The organism is Blastococcus atacamensis, from assembly GCF_002938425.1.
Lineage (GTDB): Bacteria > Actinomycetota > Actinomycetes > Mycobacteriales > Geodermatophilaceae > Blastococcus > Blastococcus atacamensis.
Map to the genome: position 1 here is coordinate 18,728 of NZ_POQU01000019.1, position 21,291 is coordinate 40,018.

Annotated in this window: 19 protein-coding genes and 1 pseudogene; 10 read left to right on the plus strand and 10 right to left on the minus strand. The window is 74.5% G+C overall.

What is annotated here, in order from left to right; all coding sequences use genetic code 11:
- Positions 1 to 193 precede the first annotated feature (193 nt).
- The gene (locus C5508_RS07150; protein WP_104524255.1) at positions 194 to 1,096 is read left to right on the plus strand and encodes a DMT family transporter; all 903 of its coding nucleotides are present in this window, start codon (positions 194 to 196) and stop codon (positions 1,094 to 1,096) included.
- A 1-nt stretch (position 1,097) separates the two neighbouring features.
- On the opposite strand, the gene C5508_RS07155 is transcribed toward C5508_RS07150, so the two are convergent.
- Entirely contained in the window at positions 1,098 to 2,603 is a 1,506-nt protein-coding gene (locus C5508_RS07155; RefSeq protein WP_104524256.1) for an ArnT family glycosyltransferase, read from the minus strand.
- A gap of 143 nt (positions 2,604 to 2,746) precedes the next feature.
- Between C5508_RS07155 and C5508_RS07160 the strand changes: the two genes are divergently transcribed.
- The 6 genes and pseudogenes from C5508_RS07160 to C5508_RS20245 form a co-directional block, all read left to right on the plus strand.
- Positions 2,747 to 3,031 carry a hypothetical protein gene (locus C5508_RS07160; RefSeq protein ID WP_104524257.1) on the plus strand — a complete coding sequence of 95 codons (285 nt, stop codon included), beginning with the start codon at positions 2,747 to 2,749 and terminating at the stop codon, positions 3,029 to 3,031.
- Positions 3,032 to 3,051: 20 nt separating this feature from the next.
- Positions 3,052 to 3,630 (plus strand): DNA-3-methyladenine glycosylase I, encoded by a 579-nt coding sequence (locus tag C5508_RS07165; RefSeq protein WP_269801768.1) that lies wholly within the window; start codon positions 3,052 to 3,054, stop codon positions 3,628 to 3,630.
- Between the two features lie 139 nt (positions 3,631 to 3,769).
- Entirely contained in the window at positions 3,770 to 3,937 is a 168-nt protein-coding gene (locus C5508_RS07170) for a DUF3117 domain-containing protein (protein ID WP_012947303.1), read from the plus strand.
- A 159-nt stretch (positions 3,938 to 4,096) separates the two neighbouring features.
- Positions 4,097 to 5,563 carry a hypothetical protein gene (locus C5508_RS07175; protein WP_104524258.1) on the plus strand — a complete coding sequence of 489 codons (1,467 nt, stop codon included), beginning with the start codon at positions 4,097 to 4,099 and terminating at the stop codon, positions 5,561 to 5,563.
- Positions 5,564 to 5,694: 131 nt separating this feature from the next.
- The gene (locus C5508_RS20240) at positions 5,695 to 5,919 is read left to right on the plus strand and encodes a hypothetical protein (RefSeq protein WP_232796976.1); all 225 of its coding nucleotides are present in this window, start codon (positions 5,695 to 5,697) and stop codon (positions 5,917 to 5,919) included.
- A 234-nt stretch (positions 5,920 to 6,153) separates the two neighbouring features.
- Positions 6,154 to 6,534, plus strand: a pseudogene (locus C5508_RS20245) (class I SAM-dependent methyltransferase); the annotation flags it as partial.
- Positions 6,535 to 6,668: 134 nt separating this feature from the next.
- Here C5508_RS20245 and C5508_RS07185 read toward each other — a convergent pair.
- Positions 6,669 to 8,171 (minus strand): phytoene desaturase family protein, encoded by a 1,503-nt coding sequence (locus tag C5508_RS07185; RefSeq protein WP_104524259.1) that lies wholly within the window; start codon positions 8,169 to 8,171, stop codon positions 6,669 to 6,671.
- 235 nt (positions 8,172 to 8,406) lie between these two features.
- Here C5508_RS07185 and C5508_RS07190 point away from each other — a divergent pair, with 235 nt between their 5' ends.
- Complete coding sequence (locus tag C5508_RS07190) at positions 8,407 to 10,023, plus strand: FAD-dependent oxidoreductase (RefSeq protein ID WP_104524260.1); 1,617 nt, start codon at positions 8,407 to 8,409, stop codon at positions 10,021 to 10,023.
- A gap of 316 nt (positions 10,024 to 10,339) precedes the next feature.
- Positions 10,340 to 10,480: a DUF6766 family protein gene (locus C5508_RS19860; protein WP_198597941.1), complete on the plus strand. Its 141-nt coding sequence runs from the start codon at positions 10,340 to 10,342 to the stop codon at positions 10,478 to 10,480.
- 21 nt (positions 10,481 to 10,501) lie between these two features.
- Here the strand turns inward: C5508_RS19860 and C5508_RS07195 are convergent, their stop codons facing one another.
- A complete protein-coding gene (locus C5508_RS07195; RefSeq protein WP_104524261.1) occupies positions 10,502 to 12,163 on the minus strand; it encodes a SpoIIE family protein phosphatase in 1,662 nt (553 codons plus the stop codon).
- Between the two features lie 140 nt (positions 12,164 to 12,303).
- Complete coding sequence (locus C5508_RS07200; RefSeq protein WP_104524262.1) at positions 12,304 to 13,422, minus strand: spore photoproduct lyase family protein; 1,119 nt, start codon at positions 13,420 to 13,422, stop codon at positions 12,304 to 12,306.
- Positions 13,423 to 13,618: 196 nt separating this feature from the next.
- On the opposite strand from C5508_RS07200, the gene C5508_RS07205 reads away from it, so the two are divergent.
- On the plus strand, positions 13,619 to 14,740 hold the full coding sequence (locus tag C5508_RS07205) for an alcohol dehydrogenase catalytic domain-containing protein (protein ID WP_332872182.1): 1,122 nt from the start codon (positions 13,619 to 13,621) through the stop codon (positions 14,738 to 14,740).
- Between the two features lie 292 nt (positions 14,741 to 15,032).
- Here the strand turns inward: C5508_RS07205 and C5508_RS07210 are convergent, their stop codons facing one another.
- The 6 genes from C5508_RS07210 to C5508_RS07235 form a co-directional block, all read right to left on the minus strand.
- The gene (locus C5508_RS07210) at positions 15,033 to 15,761 is read right to left on the minus strand and encodes a GAF domain-containing protein (protein WP_232796977.1); all 729 of its coding nucleotides are present in this window, start codon (positions 15,759 to 15,761) and stop codon (positions 15,033 to 15,035) included.
- A gap of 50 nt (positions 15,762 to 15,811) precedes the next feature.
- Positions 15,812 to 16,906, minus strand: coding sequence for a hypothetical protein (locus tag C5508_RS07215; protein WP_232796978.1), 1,095 nt, complete (start codon positions 16,904 to 16,906; stop codon positions 15,812 to 15,814).
- A gap of 17 nt (positions 16,907 to 16,923) precedes the next feature.
- The gene (locus C5508_RS07220) at positions 16,924 to 18,126 is read right to left on the minus strand and encodes a PP2C family protein-serine/threonine phosphatase (RefSeq protein WP_232796979.1); all 1,203 of its coding nucleotides are present in this window, start codon (positions 18,124 to 18,126) and stop codon (positions 16,924 to 16,926) included.
- A gap of 238 nt (positions 18,127 to 18,364) precedes the next feature.
- Positions 18,365 to 19,165: an ABC transporter ATP-binding protein gene (locus C5508_RS07225; protein WP_104524265.1), complete on the minus strand. Its 801-nt coding sequence runs from the start codon at positions 19,163 to 19,165 to the stop codon at positions 18,365 to 18,367.
- On the minus strand, positions 19,162 to 20,262 hold the full coding sequence (locus C5508_RS07230) for a FecCD family ABC transporter permease (RefSeq protein WP_104524266.1): 1,101 nt from the start codon (positions 20,260 to 20,262) through the stop codon (positions 19,162 to 19,164). The genes C5508_RS07225 and C5508_RS07230 overlap by 4 nt, the downstream gene beginning before the upstream one ends.
- A 19-nt stretch (positions 20,263 to 20,281) precedes the next feature.
- Positions 20,282 to 21,253 (minus strand): ABC transporter substrate-binding protein, encoded by a 972-nt coding sequence (locus tag C5508_RS07235; protein ID WP_232796980.1) that lies wholly within the window; start codon positions 21,251 to 21,253, stop codon positions 20,282 to 20,284.
- Positions 21,254 to 21,291: the final 38 nt, after the last annotated feature.

The window sequence follows — 21,291 nt, forward strand, 5'->3', positions numbered from 1 at the left end:
GCCGACGGCCGAGCCGGCCCCAGGAGGGCACACGCGAGGGTCGCGGTGGGCCCGTCCTGGCTCGCCGGCGGGGTCGTCCTCGCGATCGAGCCCGAGGTCGGCGTCCGCCTCGAGTGGTGACCGCCGGCCCGTCGTGGGCATGGGCGACGATGTCCTGCGTGCGAGACGAGGCAGGGATGACGGGGGAGCGGCCGTGAGCCGCCGGGGCTGGGCGCTGTTCCTGGCGATGTCGGTGATCTGGGGCGTGCCCTACCTCCTGATCAAGGTGGCCGTGGGGGAGCTGTCGCCCGTGGTGGTCGTCTTCGCCCGCTGCGTCGTCGGCGCCGCGCTGCTGCTGCCCTGGACGATCGCCCGCGGCCAGTTGCGCCCCGCGCTGCGGCACTGGAAGGCGCTGCTGCTGTTCACGGTGCTGGAGATGACCGGGCCCTGGCTGCTGCTCTCGTGGGCCGAGCAGTCGCTGTCGAGCTCGCTCACCGGTCTCCTGGTCGCCGGGGTGCCGTTCGCCGCCGCTCTGGCCGCGCGGCTGGCCGGCGAGGAGGACCGGCTGACCCCCATGCGGCTGCTCGGCATGGCGATCGGCGTCGTCGGCATCGCGGTGCTGCTCGGCCTGGACCTCGAGGGCGCCCAGCTGCTGCCGATCCTCGCGGTGGCGCTCGTCGTGGTGGGCTACGCGACCGCGCCGATGATCGTCTCCCGGGCGCTGCCCGATGTCCCGGGGGTGGCGGCCAGCTCGATCGCGCTGTTCGTCACCGCCGTCGTCTACGCGCCGTTCGCCATCCCCCGGCTGGACCAGGTGGGGAAGGCCTCCTCGGAGGCGCTGCTGTCACTGGTGCTGCTCGGGGTGGTCTGCACCGCGGTGGCGCTCGCGCTGTTCTTCGCGCTGATCCGGGAGGTCGGCCCCCAGCGCGCGCTGGTCATCACCTTCGTCAACCCGGCGGTCGCGGTGCTGCTGGGCGTGTGGCTGCTCGACGAGCCGTTCACCCTCGGCATCGCCCTCGGCCTCCCGCTGGTGCTGGCCGGCTGCGTCCTGGCCACCGGCCGCGGTGCGCGGGGAGCACAGCCCGACGTCGAGGCGCTGGACGCCGCCGCCCGCTGACTCAACCCAGCCGGCGCAGCTGCGGCCAGATCTGCGACCAGGGCACCTGCCGGCCGGTGGCCAGCCAGACGGTCTCGCCCTGCTCCTCGTTGTCCAGCCCGACGCCGTTGTCGATCCGCCCGGCTGCCTCCACCGAGCCGAACCACCGTTCGAGGTCGCCCCGCGGCAGGCCGACGACGACGGCGGCGTCGGCGTCCTCGGGCGGCGGCCCCCAGTCCCCGTAGGCGTTGTGCCCGCTGAAGGCCGGCCCCAGCTGCGGCGCGTACCTGTCGACGGCGCCGGCCTCCCCGTAGTTGCCGGTGAGGACGACGACCCGGGCGCCGGCGGGCAGCTGGTTCCGCGCCCGCTCCACGGCTGCGGCGAACCGCGGCCAGCCGACGGTCTCCGCGGCGTCGTAGTTGAGGTCGGGGACGGGGGTGTCCGCCAGGCGGTCGACGGGGACCAGTGGCAGGCCCAGCGTCGCGTCGATCGCAAGGCTCAGCGCCAGCGCGGCGGTGAGCAGCCCGACCCGGAGCCGGCTCGCTCCGCGCCGGACCCAGGAGAGCACCGGCGCCGCGCCGGCGGCCAGCAGCACCGGGTAGAGCCCGGCCAGGTAGTACGGCTTGCCGCCGGTGAGCAGGAAGACGACCGCCAGGACGGCGTAGGCCACGGCGAACGCCCGCCAGGTGCGCAGGTCCGGGTCGCGCGCCAGCCGCCACAGCCCCGCCGCCCACACGGGGACCAGCAGCGGGCTGACCATCACCAGCTGGAACGGGAGGAACAGGTACCAGGGTTCGCTGGTGCCGGAGCTGCCGGCGGCGAGGGCCTCGGCCAGTTCCAGCTGCGGCCAGCCGTGGGTGGCCTGCCACACGGGGTTCGGCGTCCACACCGCCAGGGCGACGAGCCCGCCGAGCCACGGCCACGAGGACCGCAGCGCCGCCCGTGGGCCCGCGGCGAGGACGCCGAGCAGGACCGCGGCGAGGAGGAACGCCGGCTGCACCTTGTTCTGCAGGGCCACTCCCGCCAGGGCCCCCGTCGCCAGCCAGATCGCGCCCCCGTCGCGCAGCGAGCGGACCAGGAGCCACGACAGCGCCGTCCAGGCCAGGAGGTCCAGGGTCGTCGTCGACAGCACATGGCCGACGATCAGCACGATCGAGGAGACCGCGATGCACGCGGCGGCCAGCAGCTGCCCGGCCTGCGACGCCCGGAACTCGCGGGCGAGCAGCCCGGTGAGCACGACCACCAGGCCGGCGGCCAGCGCCGAGGGTGCGCGCAGCGCCGTCAGGGAACCGGGGAACAGGCCGTCCATCAGCCGGGCAACCGCCGGTGTGAGCGGAGGCTGGTCGACGTAGCCGAACGCGAGCTCCCGGCCGGCGCGCAGGAAGTACAGCTCGTCCCGGGAGTACCCGTACCGGCCGGCGACGCCGAGCAGCAGCACGGTGACCGCTGCTCCGAGGGCGACCAGCGGCCGGATCGCGGCGGCGGGATGCGCGGCGGTGCGTCGATCGGCCTGCAGCACCGCGGTCACCGCGCGGACGCTAGTGGATCCGGGGCCCGCCGAGTGCCGCTCGCGGCACTCCCAACGGGTGGACCGGCTCAAGGCCGTGGCCGTGCCTGCCGAAAGGGATGCGGCAGTCGTGCGCGTCCCGGGAACCGCGGAGAGGAGGGCTCGTGCAGCAGTCCGACACCAACCCCCACATCGACCACTACCGCCGCGATTTGGCCGGTGGCGCGGCCGGCCCGCTGGTGCTGGTCACCTCCGACGCCGACGGCCGCCCCACGACGGGTCCGGTCGGCGCGGTGTCCTCGTCGGAGTACGGCCGGCTCACCGCCCTCTCCGGCGACCGCGTCGTCGTCACCACCTCACAGGCGCTGGTGTCGGCCGACACCAACCGCCTCCGCGACCTGTACGGAAAGGACCTCGTCAGCGGGACCGTCTCCTCCCCGCTGGGGTGACGGGCCTGCCGGGACCGTCGGTGCCCCGCACTAGCGTCGTCCCGGTGGAGGTGGGGAGAACGCGGTGCGGCTGGGCGACCAGCGCGCCCGAGTACGTCCGGTACCACGACGAGGAGTGGGGGTGGCCGCTGCGCGGGGACGACGCGCTGTTCGAGCGGCTCTGCCTGGAGGCGTTCCAGTCCGGCCTGTCCTGGATCACCATCCTGCGCAAGCGGCCCGCCTTCCGGGCCGCGTTCGAGGGCTTCGCCGTCGACGCCGTCGCCCGGTTCACGGCCGACGACGAGGAGCGGCTGATGGCCGACGCCGCGATCGTGCGCAACCGGGCCAAGATCCGTGCGGCGATCGGGAACGCCCGTGCCGCCCAGCGCCTGCCCGAGGGGCTGTCGGAGCTGCTGTGGTCCTTTGCACCCACCGGCCCCCGGTCCCGGCCGGCCACGCTCGCTGACGTCCCCGCGACCAGCCCCGGGTCCGTGGCGATGGCCCGCGAGCTGAAGCGCCGGGGGTTCGTGTTCGTCGGCCCGACGACGGCCTACGCGCTCATGCAGGCCACAGGAATGGTGGACGACCACGTCGCGGACTGCTTCCGCGCGACCGCCTGAGCACAGCCCGAAAGCGTGGCGCTCAGGGCCTCATGTTGGACGGATCGCGGTGATACGGGATCATTGCTGAGGAGCTCACAGCATCGGACACCGCGCGCCTGCTCACGAAGCAGGAACGCGGCTGGCGAAGGAGGCACGCATGGCGGCCATGAAGCCGCGCACGGGTGAAGGTCCCCTCGAGGTCACCAAGGAAGGGCGCGGCCTGGTCATGCGGGTTCCGCTGGAAGGTGGTGGTCGCCTGGTGGTCGAGCTGTCGCCCGACGAGGCGGCGGCACTGTCCGAGGCATTGAAGGGCGCGACCAGCTGATCCCTGCGGGGCGGCCTTCCCGGCCGTTCCGCGCAGAACGTGCACACGGCCCCGGCCGTCGGCTTCCCGCCGGCGACCGGGGCCGTGGCGTTCCCGCCGATCACCCGGGCTGCCGAGCAGCGCCGCGCCGGTGGATGCTGTGGGCGTGGTGATCGACTGATGGCTGATGAGGACCGCGGGGTCCAGTTCCCCACCGGGCCGGACGGACGGCGCAGCACCAGCGCGCTCGGCCGCGCCGTCGTCGCGGACGCGCTGCGGCCGGTCGACGCGGCCGGGGCGTTGGCCGCGGAGCACGAGACGAACTGGCGGGCCGGCTACCTGACCCACTTCCGGCGGCTCGTGGAGGCCGGACTGCCGTCGGCCGAGGCGGCGCGATCCATCGCCGCATCGGGGCTGGGCTCGTTGCACGCGCGGATGCGGGTGGCGGGGCCGGACGGCGAGTCCGACCTCGGGGCCCTGACCGGCGCACCGGCCGGCCGGTCCCTGCGCACCGTGGAGGTGACCGGCACGGCCGAGCCCGAACGCGAGCTCTCGGTGCCCTTCCACGGGGACCGCCTGCGCGGCGACGCACTGCTGCGCCGGCTGGACCGCTGGGTCGACGGTGGCGTCGTGGAGCCGTCCTGTGCGGAGGCGGTGCGGACGGTAGCGGCCAATCCCGGGTGGCTCGCCCTTCCGGACAGCACCGTCGTCGTCCTCGGCGCAGGAGCCGAAATGGGTCCGCTGACCGCGCTGCTGCGCTGGGGTGTCCGCGTGGCCGGGGTCGATCTGCCGCGGGCGCCGCTGTGGGAGCGGGTGCTGGACACCGCGCGCAGCGGGGCCGGCACCCTGCTGGTGCCCACGGAGGGGCCCGGGACCGACGCCGATCCGCGCCGTGCGGGCGGCGACCTCGTCGCCGAGGTGCCGGCGATGGCCGACTGGATCACCGATCTGCCGGGGCGGCCGGTGCTCGGCAACTACGTCTACGCCGACGGCGCCACCAATGTCCGGGTCTCCACGGCCGTGGACGCGCTGACGGTGCGGGTCATCGCGGCGCGGCCCGAGGTGGCGCTGGCCTTCCTCGCCACGCCGACCGACGTCTTCGCCGTGCCCGCCGAGGCCGTGGAGCAGTCGTCGCGGGCCTACACCGCTCGGTCCCGGACGGCGAAGCTGCTCGGCCGCCCGCTGCGCACGGTGTCCGGGGGGCGACTGCTGCGGCGCGCCTACGTACCCGGCACCGACCCGGGGGTCGCCGACAGCCTGGTGGCGCAGCAGGGGCCCAACTACGCGCTGGCCAAGCGGCTCCAACGGTGGCGGGCGACGGTGGCGCGCGCGTCCGGCAGCACGGTCTCGATGAACGTGGCGCCACCGACGCGCACCCGCTCGGTGGTCAAGAACCGGGCGCTGGCCGCGGCCTACGCCGGTGCGCACCGGTTCGGCGTCGAGATCTTCGAGCCGGCCACGGCCAACGTGCTGATGGCCGCCCTGCTGGTGCACGACCTGCACACCGGTGGTGGGCCGGCCCACGCGCACCCCTGGCAGGACGAGGCCTACGGGGCCGCGCACGGCGGTCTCTGGCGGGCTGCCTACGCCCCGCGCAGCGCGCTCGGGCTCGCGGCGCTGCTCGGCTACGGGGCCGCCCGGGCCTGAGCCCGGGCGCGGGCGAGGCACTGGTACGCGTCCGCCGGTCGGGCCAGAGTGTGCTCACCGGCCGACCCCAGGAGCGCACGTGCCCCGGATGTTCAGCGCCCGCACGCTGCTCACCGTCCTGCGGGCGGGGAATGCCGGGGGCCCGTCTGCGGGCCACCCGCGACGGCCAGGCCGCGGTGCGGCTGCACGTCGCAGCGGCGGGCCTGGGCACCGGCGTGCTCGACGCAGTGCGGGACGGGCCCGCGGCGACGGCCGACCTGGCCCGAAGCCTCGGGGAGGTGAGGAAGGACCTGCTGGAGGCCTTTCTACGGGTCCTGCGCGGGGCCGGCCTGATCCGCGAGGAGGACGCCCGGTGATCGCTGGCCCCCGCCGGGCGAGCCGTGGTCTCCGACGACCTGGTGCGCGCCTCCTACGAGGCGTTCGCCGGGTTCCACACCGGCGTCTACCGCGACCTGGGTGGCCTGCTCGCCGGCGGGCCGGGGCGACGCGACGTCGTCGAGCAGGGGGCGGTCACCGCACGGGTGTCGGCCGCCTTCGAGCCGTTCGTCGACGACGCCCTGCGGGAGGTGGTCGCCGAGGCGTCGCCCCGGATGGTGCTCGACGTCGGCTGCGGCGCGGGGCTGCAGCTGGCCACCATGCTGGAGGCGGCTCCCGGAGCCGAGGGCCTCGGGGTCGACACGGACGAGGCCGCCGCCGCGCTGGTCCGGCGGACGCTGGACGGCCGGGGACTCGGCGGGCGTGGACGGGTCCTGCGCACCGACGTCCGGGACCTCCCCGTCGAGACAGCGGGGTCGTTCGACCTCGCGCTGGTGGCGAACGTCGTCTACTACGTGCCGGCCGAGGAGCGGGCCGCCCTGCTGACGGGCATCGGCGCGTTGCTGGCGCCGGGAGGAACGCTGCTGATCGTCACGACGGTCGCGACGCCGCAGCTGTTCAGCCGGCACTTCGACCTGCTGCTGCGCGCCCAGGAGGGAGACGTGTCGCTCCCGGACGCCGCCTCCCTCGTGACCGGGTTGCGGCGGGCCGGCCTGCTGCCGGCGAGCCGCGGCGGATCGCGCCCGGGGCCCCGCTGGTCGCCGTGGCAGCCACCCGGCCCGGCTGACCCTCAGGCCGGTCCGACCAGCCGGGCCACGATCTCGGCCGAGAGCATCACCAGTGGCAGCCCGCCGCCGGGATGGGCCGAGCCGCCGACGAGGAACAGCCCGGGCACCGGTGAGGCGTTCGCCGGGCGGAGGAACGCCGCGCGGCCGCCGTTGCTCGAGGTCCCGTAGATCGAGCCACCGGGGCTCCCGGTGTCGCGCTCGAGATCCGCGGGGGTGCGGACCACCCGCCGGCGCACCCGGTCCCGCACGTCGAGGCCGCGCGCGGCCATGACGTCCAGAACCCGGTCGGCGTAGCGGTCGGCCAGCCCGGGGGAATTCCAGTCCACCCCCCGCTCGGGGTCGTGCCGAGGCGCGTTGACCAGCACGAACCAGGACTCGCTGTCGGCGTCGGGCATCAGCGCGGGGTCGTCGGGGGCGCTCACGTACACCGTCGGGTCCTCCACCGGCACGGGTCGTCCGGCATGCCGCCCTGCCCCGAAGACCGCGTCGAACTCGGCGTCGTAGTCCTCCGGGAACAGCACCGTGTGGTGGGCGAGCCCCGGTGTGCGACCGCGCAGCGCCAGCAGCAGGACGAACCCGGCCAGCGACGGCGTCGCGCGCTCCAGGTCCCGGCGGACTCCGCGGGTCCGCCGGTCGTCGGGCAGCAGGCGGTCGTGCAGGACCGTGGCGTCGACCCCGGACACGACGACGTCGGCGGGCACCCGCGCGCCGCCGCCCAGCTCCACCCCGGCGGCCCGGCCGCCCTCGACGAGCACCCGGTGGACGGGACTGCCGGTCCGCAGCACGGCGCCGTGCGCGAGGGCCCGGTCCAGTACGGCGAGGGCCAACCGGTGGAGCCCGCCGCGCACGTACCAGGACCCGAAGGCCTGCTCGGCGTAGGGCACGGTGGCCAGCACCGCGGGCGCGCGCCGGGGGTCGGAGCCGGAGTAGGTGGCGTACCGGTCCAGGAGCGTGCGCAGGTGCGGGGAGTCCAGGTAGCGCCGGCCGACGCCGCGCAGGGACTGCCAGGGCGCGATCGCGGCCACGTCGGCCGGGTGGCGGGCCAGCCGGGCCAGGGTCGCGGCGCCGGCGAGGGGGGAGCGCAGGAACGGGCCCTCGCTGATCCGCCACATGGTCGCGGCCCGGTCCATCAGCGCGCTCCACTGCCGGCCGGCGCCGTCGCCGAGGGCCCGGTCGAGGGCGGCGGGAACCTCCTCGGACCGGCCGGGCACGGTCAGGCGGGTGCCGTCGGCGAACCGGTAACCGACGGCCGGGTCGAGGCGGACCAGGTCGACGGCGTCCTCGAGCGTGCCCCCGGTGGCGGTGAACAGGTCGCGCAGCACCTGGGGGAGGGTGACCAGGCTGGGCCCGGTGTCGAAGGAGTGCCCGTCGCTGCTGGACCAGCCGAGCTTGCCGCCGGGCTCCGGGGCCTGCTCGAGCACCGTGACCGCATGGCCCAGGGCGGCCAGCCGCGCAGCCGCGGCCAGGCCGCCCAGCCCGGCGCCCACCACCACGACGCGCGTCACCGCTCCACCGTAGGGAAAGCGGCGGTCGATGCTGCGGATCTGGAGCCGGCGCCCGTTTGGCGGACGACTGACCGCGATGAAGGCACCCGGTCGGCTTCGGCTTTTGGGTTCAGACTGAGGCTTGACACGATGCGAGCGACATCACACAGTGAGCGCCATCTCCATTCACGACGTCATACGGACGGCTGTCCGCACCGCACGCCGTGACATTCCTTCCCGTTGAAGAGGACTGCTCATGACCGATCTGCAGATCCCCGTCCTCGTCGTGGGCGGCAGTCTCACCGGGCTGACCACCTCGGTGCACCTGGCGTCGCAGGGTGTTCCACACCTGCTGGTCGAGCGGCACAGGGGGACGGCCGTGCACCCCCGTGCCGCGTCCTTCCACCAGCGCACCATGGAGATCTTCCGCGGGGTCGGGTTGCAGGACGCCGTGGAGGCCGCCGCCGAGAAGGACTTCCTGCAGGACGGCGCGATCGTGTCGGTCTCGTCGCTGAGCAGTCCGGAGATGCAGTTCTTCTACCGGTCGTTCAACGAGGGGGTCGAGGACCTCAGCCCCACCCGGCGCCTGTTCATCACCCAGATAGGCCTGGAGCCCGTGCTCCGGGAGCGGGCCCGGGACCTCGGTGCCGACCTCCGGTACGGCACGGAGCTGGTCGGTTTCGAGCAGGACGACGAGGGGGTCACCTCGGTGCTCCGGACGCGCGACGACGGGAAGGAGATCACCGTCCGATCGGACTACCTGGTGGCGGCCGACGGCGCGCACAGCCCCGTCCGTGCCCGGTCCGGCATCGACATGGCAGGCCGGCCGCCGTTCGCCCAGTGCGCAACCATCTACTTCCAGGCCGACATGCGGGAGCTGATCGGCGACCGGAACCTGAGCGTGGTGTACGTGAACCAGCCCGACCTGCTGGGCTTCTTCAGATTCTCCTTCACCGGCGACTCGGGGTTCCTCGCCGTCTTCTCCTCGACGAACCCCGACGGCACGAAAGACACCCATGTGTCCGAGGACCTCGACGAGCAGCGGTGCGTGGAGTTCGTGCGCAAGGCGCTGGGCGCTCCGGAGATCGCGGTGCGGATCGACGACGTGCAGCGCTGGACGGCGGCAGCGGCACATGCCGCGTCCTTCCAGGACCGCCGGGTGTTCTTGATCGGCGACGCCGCGCACGTGATGCCCCCGACCGGGGGGTTCGGCGGGAACACCGGGATCGCCGACGCCCACGGACTGGCCTGGAGACTGGCGATGGTCTCCCGCGGCCTGGCCGGTCCTGGCCTGCTCGACAGCTACGACGAGGAGCGGCGTCCGGTCAGCGACCTGATCGTCGAGCAGGCATACACCCGGTACGTCCTGCGGGTCGATCCGTCCCTTCCGCGCGAGGGGCTCGCCGCGCCGCTCGACGACCCGTCCATCGAGCTGGGGCCGATCTACCGGTCGCGAGCGGTCGTGCCCGACGGCGACGACGACGGGGCTCTCCTGGTCGATCCCCGGCAGCCCTCCGGCCGGCCGGGCACCCGCGCCCCGCACCTCTGGGTCGAGGTGGCCGGTGAGCGCGCGTCGATCCTGGACGTCTTCGGTGACGGTTTCGTGCTGCTGGCGGCCGCCGAGGGCCAGACCTGGTGCGACGCCACGGAGGAGCTGGTCGGTGGGGCGCAGCTGCCGGTGCGTGCCCTCCGGGTGGCAGCCGGGGAGCGGATCCACGACCCGGCGGGCGCCTTTCCGGAGGCGTACGGGATCGGTCCCACGGGTGCCGTGCTGGTCCGGCCCGACGGCATAGTCGCCTGGCGGTCGGCCGGCTCGCAGGAGCGGCCCGCCACCGTGCTGCGTGAGGTGTTGGCGCGGCTATTGGCACGCTGACCCGGGCGTGGAGCCTGCTCGCCCGTTCCCGGTCCGGTCCTCCGCCGGGCACGGGTGGCGCGCCGGACGAACATGGAAGGCAGCACCGCGTGTCAGGATGCCGGCCCGGTGTCGCCGCGATCCCGGTCGTGCCGTCCCTGGTCGCTCGCGGGGACTGCCCGACGACGACGTGCGCGCCACGGTCCTATCACACGGCCTCCGCGGGGGAGCGCTGCGACCTCCTGGCGGCCGCCACCCTCACCACCCTCGAGGACCACGAGTCGCCCTGCCCGAGGTCCTGCCGCAGCTGCCGCTGGACACCGGCACCCTCGAGTCGGTGGAGGTGTGGGGCGAGGGGGCGCAGGTGCGGCTCGCCGTCGGCTCGTTCGTCGTCTTCACGGTGTATCTGCGGCAGCGGGGGTCACCGGAGTCCGAGCCGGTGGGCGCCGCACACGTGGACACCGGTCAGACGGGGTGACCGGTCAGACGGGGTGACCGGTCAGCGCGGGACGGTGAGCGCCAGGACGGCGAGGTCGTCGTGCTCGTGGCGCGAACCCGCCAGCTGCTGCTCGACGGCGGCCGCGACCGCGCCGACGGTCGCCTCGGCGTCCAGGGGAGCGCCCGCGACCACCCGCAGCAGGCCGTCCTCGCCGAACTGGCGGCCGGCGTCGTCCCGCGCCTCGGTGACCCCGTCGGTGTAGAGGACCAGTGTCGAGCCGGGCGTCAGGTCGAGCTCGATCTCGGAGAAGCTCACGTCGGCGTCGATCCCCAGCGGGCGCCCGGGAGTGCCGACCTCCTCGGCCGAGCCGTCGCTGCTGCGGAGCACCGGCAGCGGGTGGCCGGCGACGCTCAGCCGGGCACGCTGCCCTGAGCCGGCCGGTTCGAGGACGAGGCAGCAAGCGGTGACGAAGCGCAGCGGGGCGTCACCCTGCTGGTGCAGGAGCGCGGCGTTGACCGCAGCGAGGATCTCGGCCGGACTGCCGACGGCCGAGGCGGCACGCGCGGTGTGCCGGGTGACCGCGGTGACCGCAGCGGCCTCCGCTCCCGTGCCGCACACGTCGGCGATCAGCGCCATCCACCGCCCGTCGGGCAGCGGCATCACGTCGTAGGTGTCGCCGCCCACCAGGGCGGCGTCGGCGCCGGGGCGGTACCGGGCGGCGAGCTGGAGTCCGGGGATGACCGGGAGGTGGGAGGGCAGCAGGCTGCGCTGCAGGGTGTCGGCCAGCTGCCGCACGTGGGACTCGGCCCGCAGCCGGTCGAGGAACTGGCCGATCTGACGGCCGGCGTGCGCGAGCACGTCGAGCAGCTCGGGAGGCACCGGGCGGGGCCCGGTCGAGAACAGCTCGCACACGGCCAGCACGGTGTCGCCCCGGAGCACGGGGAACGCGACACCGGTGCGCAGCCCGTCCGCCCGCACGGCGTCCTGGCGCACGACGGCGGGGTCGGTGCCCAGGTTCTCCATCACGACCGGCACCCGCCGCTGCCACGCACGGCCGGGGAGCCCTTCACCTCGGCGGAAGAGCCGGCGCGGCGCATCGGCCGCGAGCGCGGGCACGTCGGCGCCCGGGGCGGTCCAGGTTCCGGCATGCCGGAGCCGTCCCCGGTCACCGTCGGCCTGCCAGAGCAGGGCGGCATCCCAGTCGAGCTCGGTGCACAACGTGGGCAGCAGCTGCTGGAAGGCGACGTCGGCATCGGGTGCCTCGGTCAGTGCCGCCGTCACCCGCAGCGTGGCGGCCAGGTAGCGGCTGACCTCGAACTGCCGCTCCAGCAGGATCGTCGTGCTCGCGTCGCGCAGGACGGCGACCACGAGGGCGTCACCGGGCTCGTCGTCGGCCGACGGCGTCAGCCGGGAGAGGGTCAGGTCGATCGGCACCTCGTGCCCGGCCGCGTGCAGCGCCGGCACCTGCGTGGTGGCTCCCACGAGCTTTCCCTCGCCCGTGGCGCGGTAACGGGAGAACCCCTCGGTGTGCCCGCGGCGCAGTCGTTCGGGCATGAGCACCTGCAGCGGGCGGCCCACGAGCGCGGCCGCGTCGTGACCCAGCAGCGTCGTGACCGACGGGCTCACGTAGGCGATGCGCCCGTCGCCGTCGGCCACCACCACGGTGTCCGGAAGCGCCGCGAGCAGCGTGCCGGCGGATATGCCCGCCGTGTTCTCAGGCACCTCGTCCCCTCTGAGCCGTTGCATCCCCCGTGCCGGGCGGCGAGGCCCGGTCGAGCCACCATCTCATACGCGCGGTGAGGGAATGAACACAAATCGTCAATATGTGGCCATGTCGACATGGAGACGTGGCGACCTGTCGATCAGAAGGCGTAGCGGACCCGGAGCCACGGGGCGTCGCGGGCGATCAGCTCCCGCAACCGGACCAGGGTGGCCCGTTTCACGTCCGCCCGGTACCGCACGTTGTCCTGGCCGTTCTGGCTCCGCTTCGGCTCCTGCAGCTCCGGGCGCCAGAGCAGCTCCTCTGCGGTGGGGTGCCAGCCGAGGTTCACCTCGTGCAGCGCCTCGTTGTGCGTGAGCAGGATGACCTCGGCGGCCGCCTGCGCCTTGGCGGCCGGTCCCAGGACGTCGTCCAGCTGCCGAAGCAGCCCGGCCCACGCGTCCTCCCAGCCGTCGCGGAGCACGACGGGGGAGAGGTTGAGATGCACCTCGTAGCCGGCCGCCACGAAGTCGTCGACCGCGGCGATCCGCTCCGCCACCCGGCTGGTGCGCACGTCGAGCACCCGGGCGTCGTCGTCGGGCGTCACCGAGAACCGGATGCGCGTGCGCCCGGCAGGATCCAGGTCGAGCAGGTTCCGGTTGACGTACTTCGTCGCGAACGAGGCCTTCGCCGTCGGCAGGTCGCGGAAGGTGGCCACCAGATCGGCGACGTTGTCGCTGACCAGCGCGTCCACCGAGCAGTCGCTGTTCTCGCCGATGTCGTAGACCCAGCTCTCCGCGTCGCGCTGGTCGGGCTCGGGTTTGGGGCCCTGGCTGGCGACGTGCCGGCGCAGGTGGGCGGTGATCTGCTCGATGTTGGTGAACACCGTGATCGGGTTCGCGAAGCCCTTGCGCCGGGGGACGTAGCAGTAGGCGCAGGCCATGGCGCACCCGTTCGCCAGGCCGGGGGCGATGAAGTCGGCGGAGCGCCCGTTGGGCCGGGTGGTCAGCCCCTTGCGGACGCCCAGCACCAGCGTCTCGGTCTTGACGCGCACCCAGCGGTCGACGTTGCCGGCGTTGCCGTGCAGCTCCGGGATCTGCCAGTGGGAGGGCACCTCGACCACCTCGGCGTCCGGGAACCGGCCGAGCACCTGGCGGCCGCGGGCCGACTCCAGGGCCGCGGGCTCGGCGTAGATGCGGCGGACCGCGAGCAGGCGGTTGGGTGGCATGGGCGTCGGCGGGGACCCGACGTCGAAGAGGGTGAGCGGCTCCGCGGCTGCCATGCCAGGTGCAGCACGCGGTGCGGAGGGGGCATTCCTGGCGGTGGGCGCGTCGGACCTGCGGTTGCGGCCCTCCGACCCCGGGCACTCCGGAACCGGGCGGCACCCGGATGGGGTGCCCGACGACGGGAGTCCCATGAAGGCAGTGACCTGGCACGGACAGCGCGACGTACGAGTCGAGGAGGTGCCCGACCCGATCGTGGCTGAACCGACCGACGCTGTCATCCGGGTGACGACGTCGAACATCTGCGGCTCGGATCTGCACCTGTACGAGCCCTTGTCGCCGTTCATGGGGGTGGGGAACATCCTCGGCCACGAGAACATGGGTCAGGTCGTGGAGGTCGGGTCGGCAGTCTCGAACCTCAGGGTGGGGGACCGCGTCGCCATCCCCTTCCAGATCTCCTGCGGGCACTGCTGGATGTGTGAACGGCAGCTCTACACGCAGTGCGAGACCACCCAGGTGCGCGAGCACGGCACCGGCGCGGCGCTGTTCGGCTTCTCCAAGCTCTACGGCGAGGTCGCCGGCGGGCAGGCGGAGTACCTGCGGGTGCCGCAGGCCCAGTTCACCCACATCCCGCTGCCGGACGGGCCGCCGGACGACCGGTTCGCCTACCTGTCGGACATCCTCCCGACGGCGTGGCAGGGCGTGGAGTACGCGGCGGTGCCCGAGGGCGGCACGCTCGTCGTCCTGGGCCTGGGGCCCATCGGTGACTTCGCCTGCCGGATCGCGCAGCACAAGGGCTACCGCGTGATCGGTGTCGACCTGGTGCCGGAGCGGCTGGAGCGCGTGCGGGCCCGCGGGATCGAGGTGGTGGACCTGAACGAGGTCGAGGAGATCGGCGATGCCATCCGCGATCTGACCGGCGGCCGCGGTCCGGACTCCGTGCTGGACGCCGTCGGCATGGAGGCGCACGGCTCGCCGGCCACGAGCTTCGTCCAGAAGGCGGCCGGTCTGCTGCCCAAGGCGATCTCCGCGCCGCTCATGGAGCACGCGGGCGTCGACCGGCTCAACGCGCTCTACTCGGCGATCGACATCGTCCGGCGCGGCGGCACCATCTCGCTGTCGGGCGTCTACGGCGGCGCCGCCGACCCCGTGCCGCTGATGACGATGTTCGACAAGCAGATCCAGCTGCGCATGGGGCAGTGCAACGTCAAGCGCTGGATCCCCGAGATCATGCCGCTGCTCACCGACGCCGACCCCCTGGGCTGCGACACGTTCGCCACCCACCGGGTGCCGCTGTCGGAGGCGCCCGAGATGTACAGCAAGTTCCAGAAGAAGCAGGACGGCGTGGTGAAGGTGCAGCTGAAGCCGGAGCTCTGAGTTCCCCGGCGCCCCACCGCACGGCGGGGCGCCGGCCACCCGCCCGGTGCGACACCGCGCCGGTGGCCGGCATCGATCCGGACGCCGACCTCGGGGGGCGCGAGCGGGGCGCTGGACGACGCCGTGGTGCACCACGAGGCCCGGGCGGGCGCGGTGGTGCAGGCGGTCGCCGCCTTCGACCCGGGGGCTCGCGGGCGCCGGGGCTGCCGGCTCGGTCCTGCTCCGGACGGCAGGCGGGGCTGGTCCCGCGCGCGGGCGGGGCTCCAAGTGGCGCCGTTCGCCTCCCGAGCGGTCAGCCGGCGGGGCGCAGGTCCGCCGCCACCCGCCGCCCGGCCAGGAGGTCGGCCGCGACGTCGTCCACCACCCGGCCGGTCGCCGCGGCGTCGGAGCGCAGCAGGGCCAGGGCGTCCTCCGTCGAGACGTCGAGATCCATGCTGACGCGGCCCATGGCCTCCCACACCCGGGCGCGGGCACGAGGGGCCGGCCCCCGGAGCCAGTCGGGGCTCCCGCCCGCCGGCCACGACGCCCAGATGGTGGCGTCGCTCAGGGCCGCGCTGACCAACTCGCCGACGGCGGTGGCGGCGAACACGTCCAGCCCGGCCAGCGAACCGCCACCACGCAGGTACAGGTCGAGAGCCCCCCGGCCCCAGGGAGCGGGGCCCAGGGGCAGCGCGACGAGGGCCCGGTAGGGCGTGCCCGACCGGAGCAGGTCGGCGAACGCGGGCCACCGGCGGCCGAGTTCCTGCTCGTCCGCCAGCACCGGCTGCCCGATGGCACGGGCGGTCCGGCAGGGGCCCTCGCCGGCGGTGAACTGCAAACGCTCGGCGACGCCGGCGTCGTGGCCGCTGGCGCCCAGCGGCCACCAGTGGCCGTGCTCGCCGGTCAGGCCGAGGCCGACCCCGTCCACCCCGAGGACGGCGGCACCGGCGCGGCTCAGCCGGACCGGCAGCAGCTCCGGCCCGGCGGTCGCGGCCTCGGACACCGCCGCCAGGGCGGCAGTGAACCGGTCGGCGATGCTCACACCCGATTGTCCCGCTCCGCGCGGCAGGCGCCACACCGCGGAGCGGCGGCTCAGGGAACCGAGCCCTCCGGCCGGTAGGTGTAGGCCGCCTGCCGCACCGTGTCGTCGCTCTCCAGCCCGGCGCCCAGCGCGCCGCCGACTGTGGCCAGGGAGCAGGTGAGCCAGGCGAGCTCGAGGTAGTCGCTGAAGCCGGCGGGGTGTCCCAGCCCCTCGCTGAACAACGGCTCCACCACCAGGAACAGCCCGCCGAGCAGGGCCAGCACGAACAGCGCCAGGTACAGGGAGAGGACGCCGATCGTCACCGTCGCGGCCGTCGCGATGTTGAACAGCAGCACCTGCTTGCGCACCCGGCGGGACCGCGGCCGCTCCCACATCTCGGCGCCCACGATCAGCGTCACGGCGATGGCGACCACGGAGCCGACTCCGACCAGCAGCAGCCGCAGCCAGCCGAAGGCGTCCGCCAGCCGCCAGATGTCGGCGGTCACCAGCGCGAAGACGCCGGCGGCGATGGCCGCGGTGAGGGCGCGGGAGAGCCGCACGGCCAGCCGCCAGGGGCGGTTGGCCCGCACCATCCCGCTGAGCAGCCGCACGTTCCCCGAGAGGACCCGCGCGGTGAACCGCACCCCGTCGGCGGAGTCGGCCGGATCGGTGGCCAGCTGCCGCAGCCGTCGGGCCAGGTCCGCGCGGTCGTCGGGGTCGTCGGGGTCGTCGCCGCCGTCGCTCACCAGCGCCTGCACCAGCCCGACCGCCGTCTCCAGCGCGCGCTTGCGGCGGCCCACGGCGCCGAGCGCGGGGAGCGAGAGCACCCCGACGCCGTGCAGCGGGCTGGCGTGGCCGGTCACGGGCCGACGGTCGACCTCCAACGGCACGTCGGTCAGGCACACCGCCAGGTCCCAGTCGGCCGACAGCAGCCGCTCGCGGGTCGCGGCCACCAGCTCGGCGTCGTCGGCGGGGGGCTGGACCAGCCCGTCCTCGACCATCGGCACCTGCCAGGTGACCTCCGGGTGACGGTGGCCGAGCTCGGCAGCCAGATCGGTGGCCAGGCCCTGTGCCAGCTGCGCGGGCGCGCCGGGCGCTGCCACCAGCCCGACCACGACCACCGGAGCCGAGGTGTCGGCGACCTCGTCGATCTCCCGTGCGTCCAAGGGGACGTCCGCCGGACTCACAACTGCAACTGCTTCTCTCGCCCGCTGCGCCACTCGACGAGCACGATGGAGGCGTCGTCCTGCAGCTTTCCCGCCTGGTGGTCGAGCACGTCGCGCATCAGGCGGCGGAGGGTCTCCGGCGGCGGGTCGCCCGCGGCCTCGGCCCGGACCACGAAGTCGGCCAGCCGCTCCTCGCCGAAGAACTCTCCCTGCGGGGAGCGTGCCTCGACGATCCCGTCCGTGTAGAGCAGGACCCGGTCGCCCGGGCGCAGGTCGAGCGAGCACACGTGCGCGGGACCGGTCTGCAGCCCGAAGGGCAGCGAGGACCGGCAGGGGTGTGCTGCGAGCAGCACCCCGTCGCGGACGACCAGCGGCGACGGGTGGCCCGCGTTGACCCAGCTGAGCACCCCGCTCTCCAGGTCCAGCCGCGCGAGCAGCCCGGTGGCGAACTGGCTGGCGGTGAACTGCGCCGCGATCGCCCGGTCGATGCGCGCGGCGATGTCGCTCAGCGAGAGCTCTGCCCGCCGGCCGGAGCGGTAGGCCCCGACGGCGACGGTGGACAGGAGGGCGGCCGGCAGGCCGTGCCCGACCGCGTCGAGCATCATGAGGTCGGCGACCGGCCCGTTGACGGCGTAGTCGAACGTGTCACCGCCGATCTCGTAGGCGGGCTCCAGCGTCCCGGCGATCACGATGCGCTCCGTGCCGAAGGTCAGCGGGGGGATGAGCTGCCACTGGATCTCCGCCGCGATCGTCATCGGCCGGTTGCGGCGCAGCCGGGTGAGGACGTCGCTGTACGCGTCCCGCGTGACGCACAGCTCGGCCACCAGGGCGGCGAACGCCCGGACCTCCTCGGCGTCGTGCCGGAGGTGTTCGTCGTCGAACCCCAGCTCCAGCACCCCGAGCCGCTGCGAGCCGTCCAGCAGCGGGACCCACAGGGTGGGCGCGGCGCCGGCCGGAGCGGGAACGCTCTCCACCCGGCGGAAGGCCGCACCGGCGAGCGACCCGTCGACGTCCTGGGCGTCGCGGTCGGGGACCTCGGGCCCGGTGAGGGGGACGAGGGACTGCTGCTCGTAGTCGGCCAGGTAGACCACCGCGAGCCGGGCACCCAGTCGCGGGGCGAGCCGAGAGACGGCGGTGCCCAGCTGATCCGCGCGCAGGTGGTGCGATGCGCGCAGCAGCGCCTGCACCGGGTCCTGCCCCTGGGAGATCGGCGAAGTCACGAGAGCCGAGCATTCCATCCGCGGTCCAGGTCGGCTGGGCAGGAGTGCCAGGAGCGCTCCACGTCACGCCGTCGGGTGAGCGGATGCCCGATCATGGGCCGGCGCACCACCCGCTCCCGGGACGGGTCGACCGCGATCCGCCGGTTCTGCCGGGGCCGGAGAGGTCCGGGCAGGCGGCGGAGCGGCTCCACGGAGCTGGGGACGGCCGTCGGTGCGGGTCGTCCGGAGGACGCCAGGGTCAGCGCACCGGCAGCACGGCCGGGCCGGAGGGGCCCTGCACCACCTCGGCGCGGGCGCCGTAGTGGGCGCTCAGGGCCTCGGCGGTGAGCACCTCGGCGGGGCTGCCCTCGGCGACGACGCGCCCCTCGGACAGCAGTGCCAGCCGGTCGGCGTACTGGCCGGCGAGCGTCAGGTCGTGCAGCGTGCTGACGACGGTGAGCCCGTCCTGGCGGCGGAGCCGGTCGACGAGGTCGAGCACCTGCTGCGCGTGCCCGAGGTCCAGTGACGCCGTGGGCTCGTCGAGCAGCAGCACCCGCGGCTGCTGGGCCAGCGCGCGGGCCAGCACGGCGCGCTGCTGCTCGCCGCCGGAGAGCGTGGAGAGCTGCCTCTCGGCCATGGGCGCGAGCCCCAGGCGCTCCATCACGTCGACGACCACCCGCCGGTCCACCGCGCGCGGGGCGGCCAGCAGCGGCCGGTGCGGCGTGCGACCGAGGGTGACGTAGTCGCGGGTCGTCACGCCGTCGGGCAGGACCGGGGTCTGCGGGGCGTAGGCCAGCGAGCGGGCGCGCTCCCGGCGCGGCATGCCGGTCAGGGGGACGCCGTCGACGCGCACCTGTCCCTCGTGCCGGTGGAACCCGAGCATCGACCGCAGGAGAGTCGACTTGCCCGAACCGTTGGGGCCGATGACGGCCAGCCAGCCGCCCGGCTGGACGGTCAGCCGCACGGCTTCCAGGACCTGCCGGCGGCCGTAGCCGGTGGACAGGCCGACGACCTCGACCCGGGCACCGGTCGCGCGGTCCTCCGCTGCTGGGCGGTTCATCGCTGCCGCGCCCCGATCCAGAGCAGCCCCGCGAAGAAGGGCGCCCCGATGAACGCGGTGACCACGCCGATCGGCAGCTCCCCGGGAGCGATCACCACCCGGGCGACGACGTCGGTGAGGACGAGGAACGCCCCGCCGATCAGCAGCGAGACCGGCAGCAGCCGGGCGTTGGAGCCGCCGACGAAGCGGCGGGCGATGTGCGGCACGACCAGGCCGACGAAGCCGATGAGGCCGCTGACCGCGACCGCGGAGGCGGTGGCCAGCGACGCGGCGACGATGACCAGCAGGCGCAGCCGGCCGGGGCTCACCCCGAGCGAGGACGCCTCGTCGTCGCCCACCGCCAGCACGTCGAGCGCGCGGCCGCACAGCAGCAGCACCAGGCAGGAGGCGCCGAGGTAGGGGAGCACCATCGCGACGTCGGACCACTGCGCCTTGCCGAGCTGCCCGAGCAGCCAGCCGTAGATCTCGCGCAGGTCGTCGGTGTTCCGCTGCTGGACCAGTGTCTGGCCGGCCGACAGGAACGCGGCGACGGCGATGCCGGCCAGCAGCAGGGTGGGGCCGTGCGAGCCACCGGTGACCGCGCCCAGGACCAGCGCGCACCCCACGCCGAGCAGCGCCCCGGCGAAGGCCGCCAGGGGCACGATGCCGACCGGTCCGATGGACTGGACGGGGGAGTAGGCGATCACCAGGGTGGCGCCGAGGCCCGCGCCGGCGGCAGCACCCAGCAGGTACGGGTCGGCCAGCGGGTTGCGGAACACCCCCTGGTAGGCGGCGCCGGCCACGGCCAGCCCGGCGCCGACGAGCGCGGCGAGCAGGACCCGGGGGAGCCGCAGCTGCAGCAGCACCGCCTCCTCGGTGCCGCTGAGGCCGCCGGGCACGTCGATGCCCAGCGGCCCCAGCAGGCGGTCGAGCAATGTGGCGACGACGGCGCCGGGGGCCAGCGGCAGCGCGCCCACCCACACCCCGGCCAGCACGGCGAGGACCAGCGCCGCTCCGCTGGCCAGCAGGACCAGCCCCGGACGGCGGCGCCCCCGAGGGTCGGCCGGCGGAGGGATGCCCGGTTGGGAACGGGTGCCGCTCCCCGCCGTCACCGTCATCGCTGCGATCCCTGGTCCGTCAGCCCTGGAGGGACTCGGCGACGGCCTCGGCGAAGTCCGCGATGCGCGGGCCCCAGCGGGAGGCGATGTCGTCGTCGGCCTCCAGCACCCGGCCCTCGGTGACGGCAGGAACGGTGTCGAAGGCGGGCCGCTGCGCGACGGTCGCCGCCGACTGGGCGCAGCACTTCGTGTCGGCGAGCACGATGAGGTCGGGAGCCTCCGCGACGACGTACTCGGGTGACAGCTGCGGGTATCCGCCGGCCGCCTCACCGGGTCCGTCGGCGATGTTCTCCAGGCCGAACATCGTGTAGATGCTGCCCACGAAGGTGCTGCTGTCCGCGGAGTACAGCTCCGGGCCGAGCTCGTGGTAGACGGTCATGCCCTCCACGTCGTCGGGCACCGAGGCGACCGCGTCGGCGATCCGCTCCTGGACCTCGGCCACCACGGCACCGGCCTCCTCGGCGTGACCGGTGGCCTCGCCGAGGGTCTCGATCTGGGCGTAGGTGTCGTCGACGCTCACAGCCGCCTCGAGCAGCAGGGTGGGCACCGCCAGGGCGTCGAGCGCGTCGACGATGCCGTTCTGGTCGTTGCTCAGGACCACCAGGTCCGGCTCGTACCCGGCGATCGCCTCGGCGTTCGGGGTGAAGCCCGACAGTTCGGTGACGGGGGCGTCCTCGGGGAAGTTCGAGTAGTCGTCGACCGCCTTCACCTGGTCGCCCGCGCCGATGGCGAAGAGCATCTCCGTCGCCGAGGGCGACAGCGAGACGATGGACCCGGGCTGCTCCTCGAGGATCACCTCGCCGTTGGAGCCGGTCACCGTCACCGGGAAGGGCGTGGAGCCGGAGGTCTCGGCGGCGCTCTCGTCGCCGGAGTCGCCGCCCCCGCAGGCGGTGAGCGACAGGACCAGGGCGAGCAGGAGGGCCGGCAGGGCGGCGGGGCCGACCCGGCGCGCGTCCCGGGACGTCGTCCGCCGGGAGTGGGATCGGGGCAAGAGAAGCCTCCAGTGGAGGCGGGAAGCGTCGCCCATGA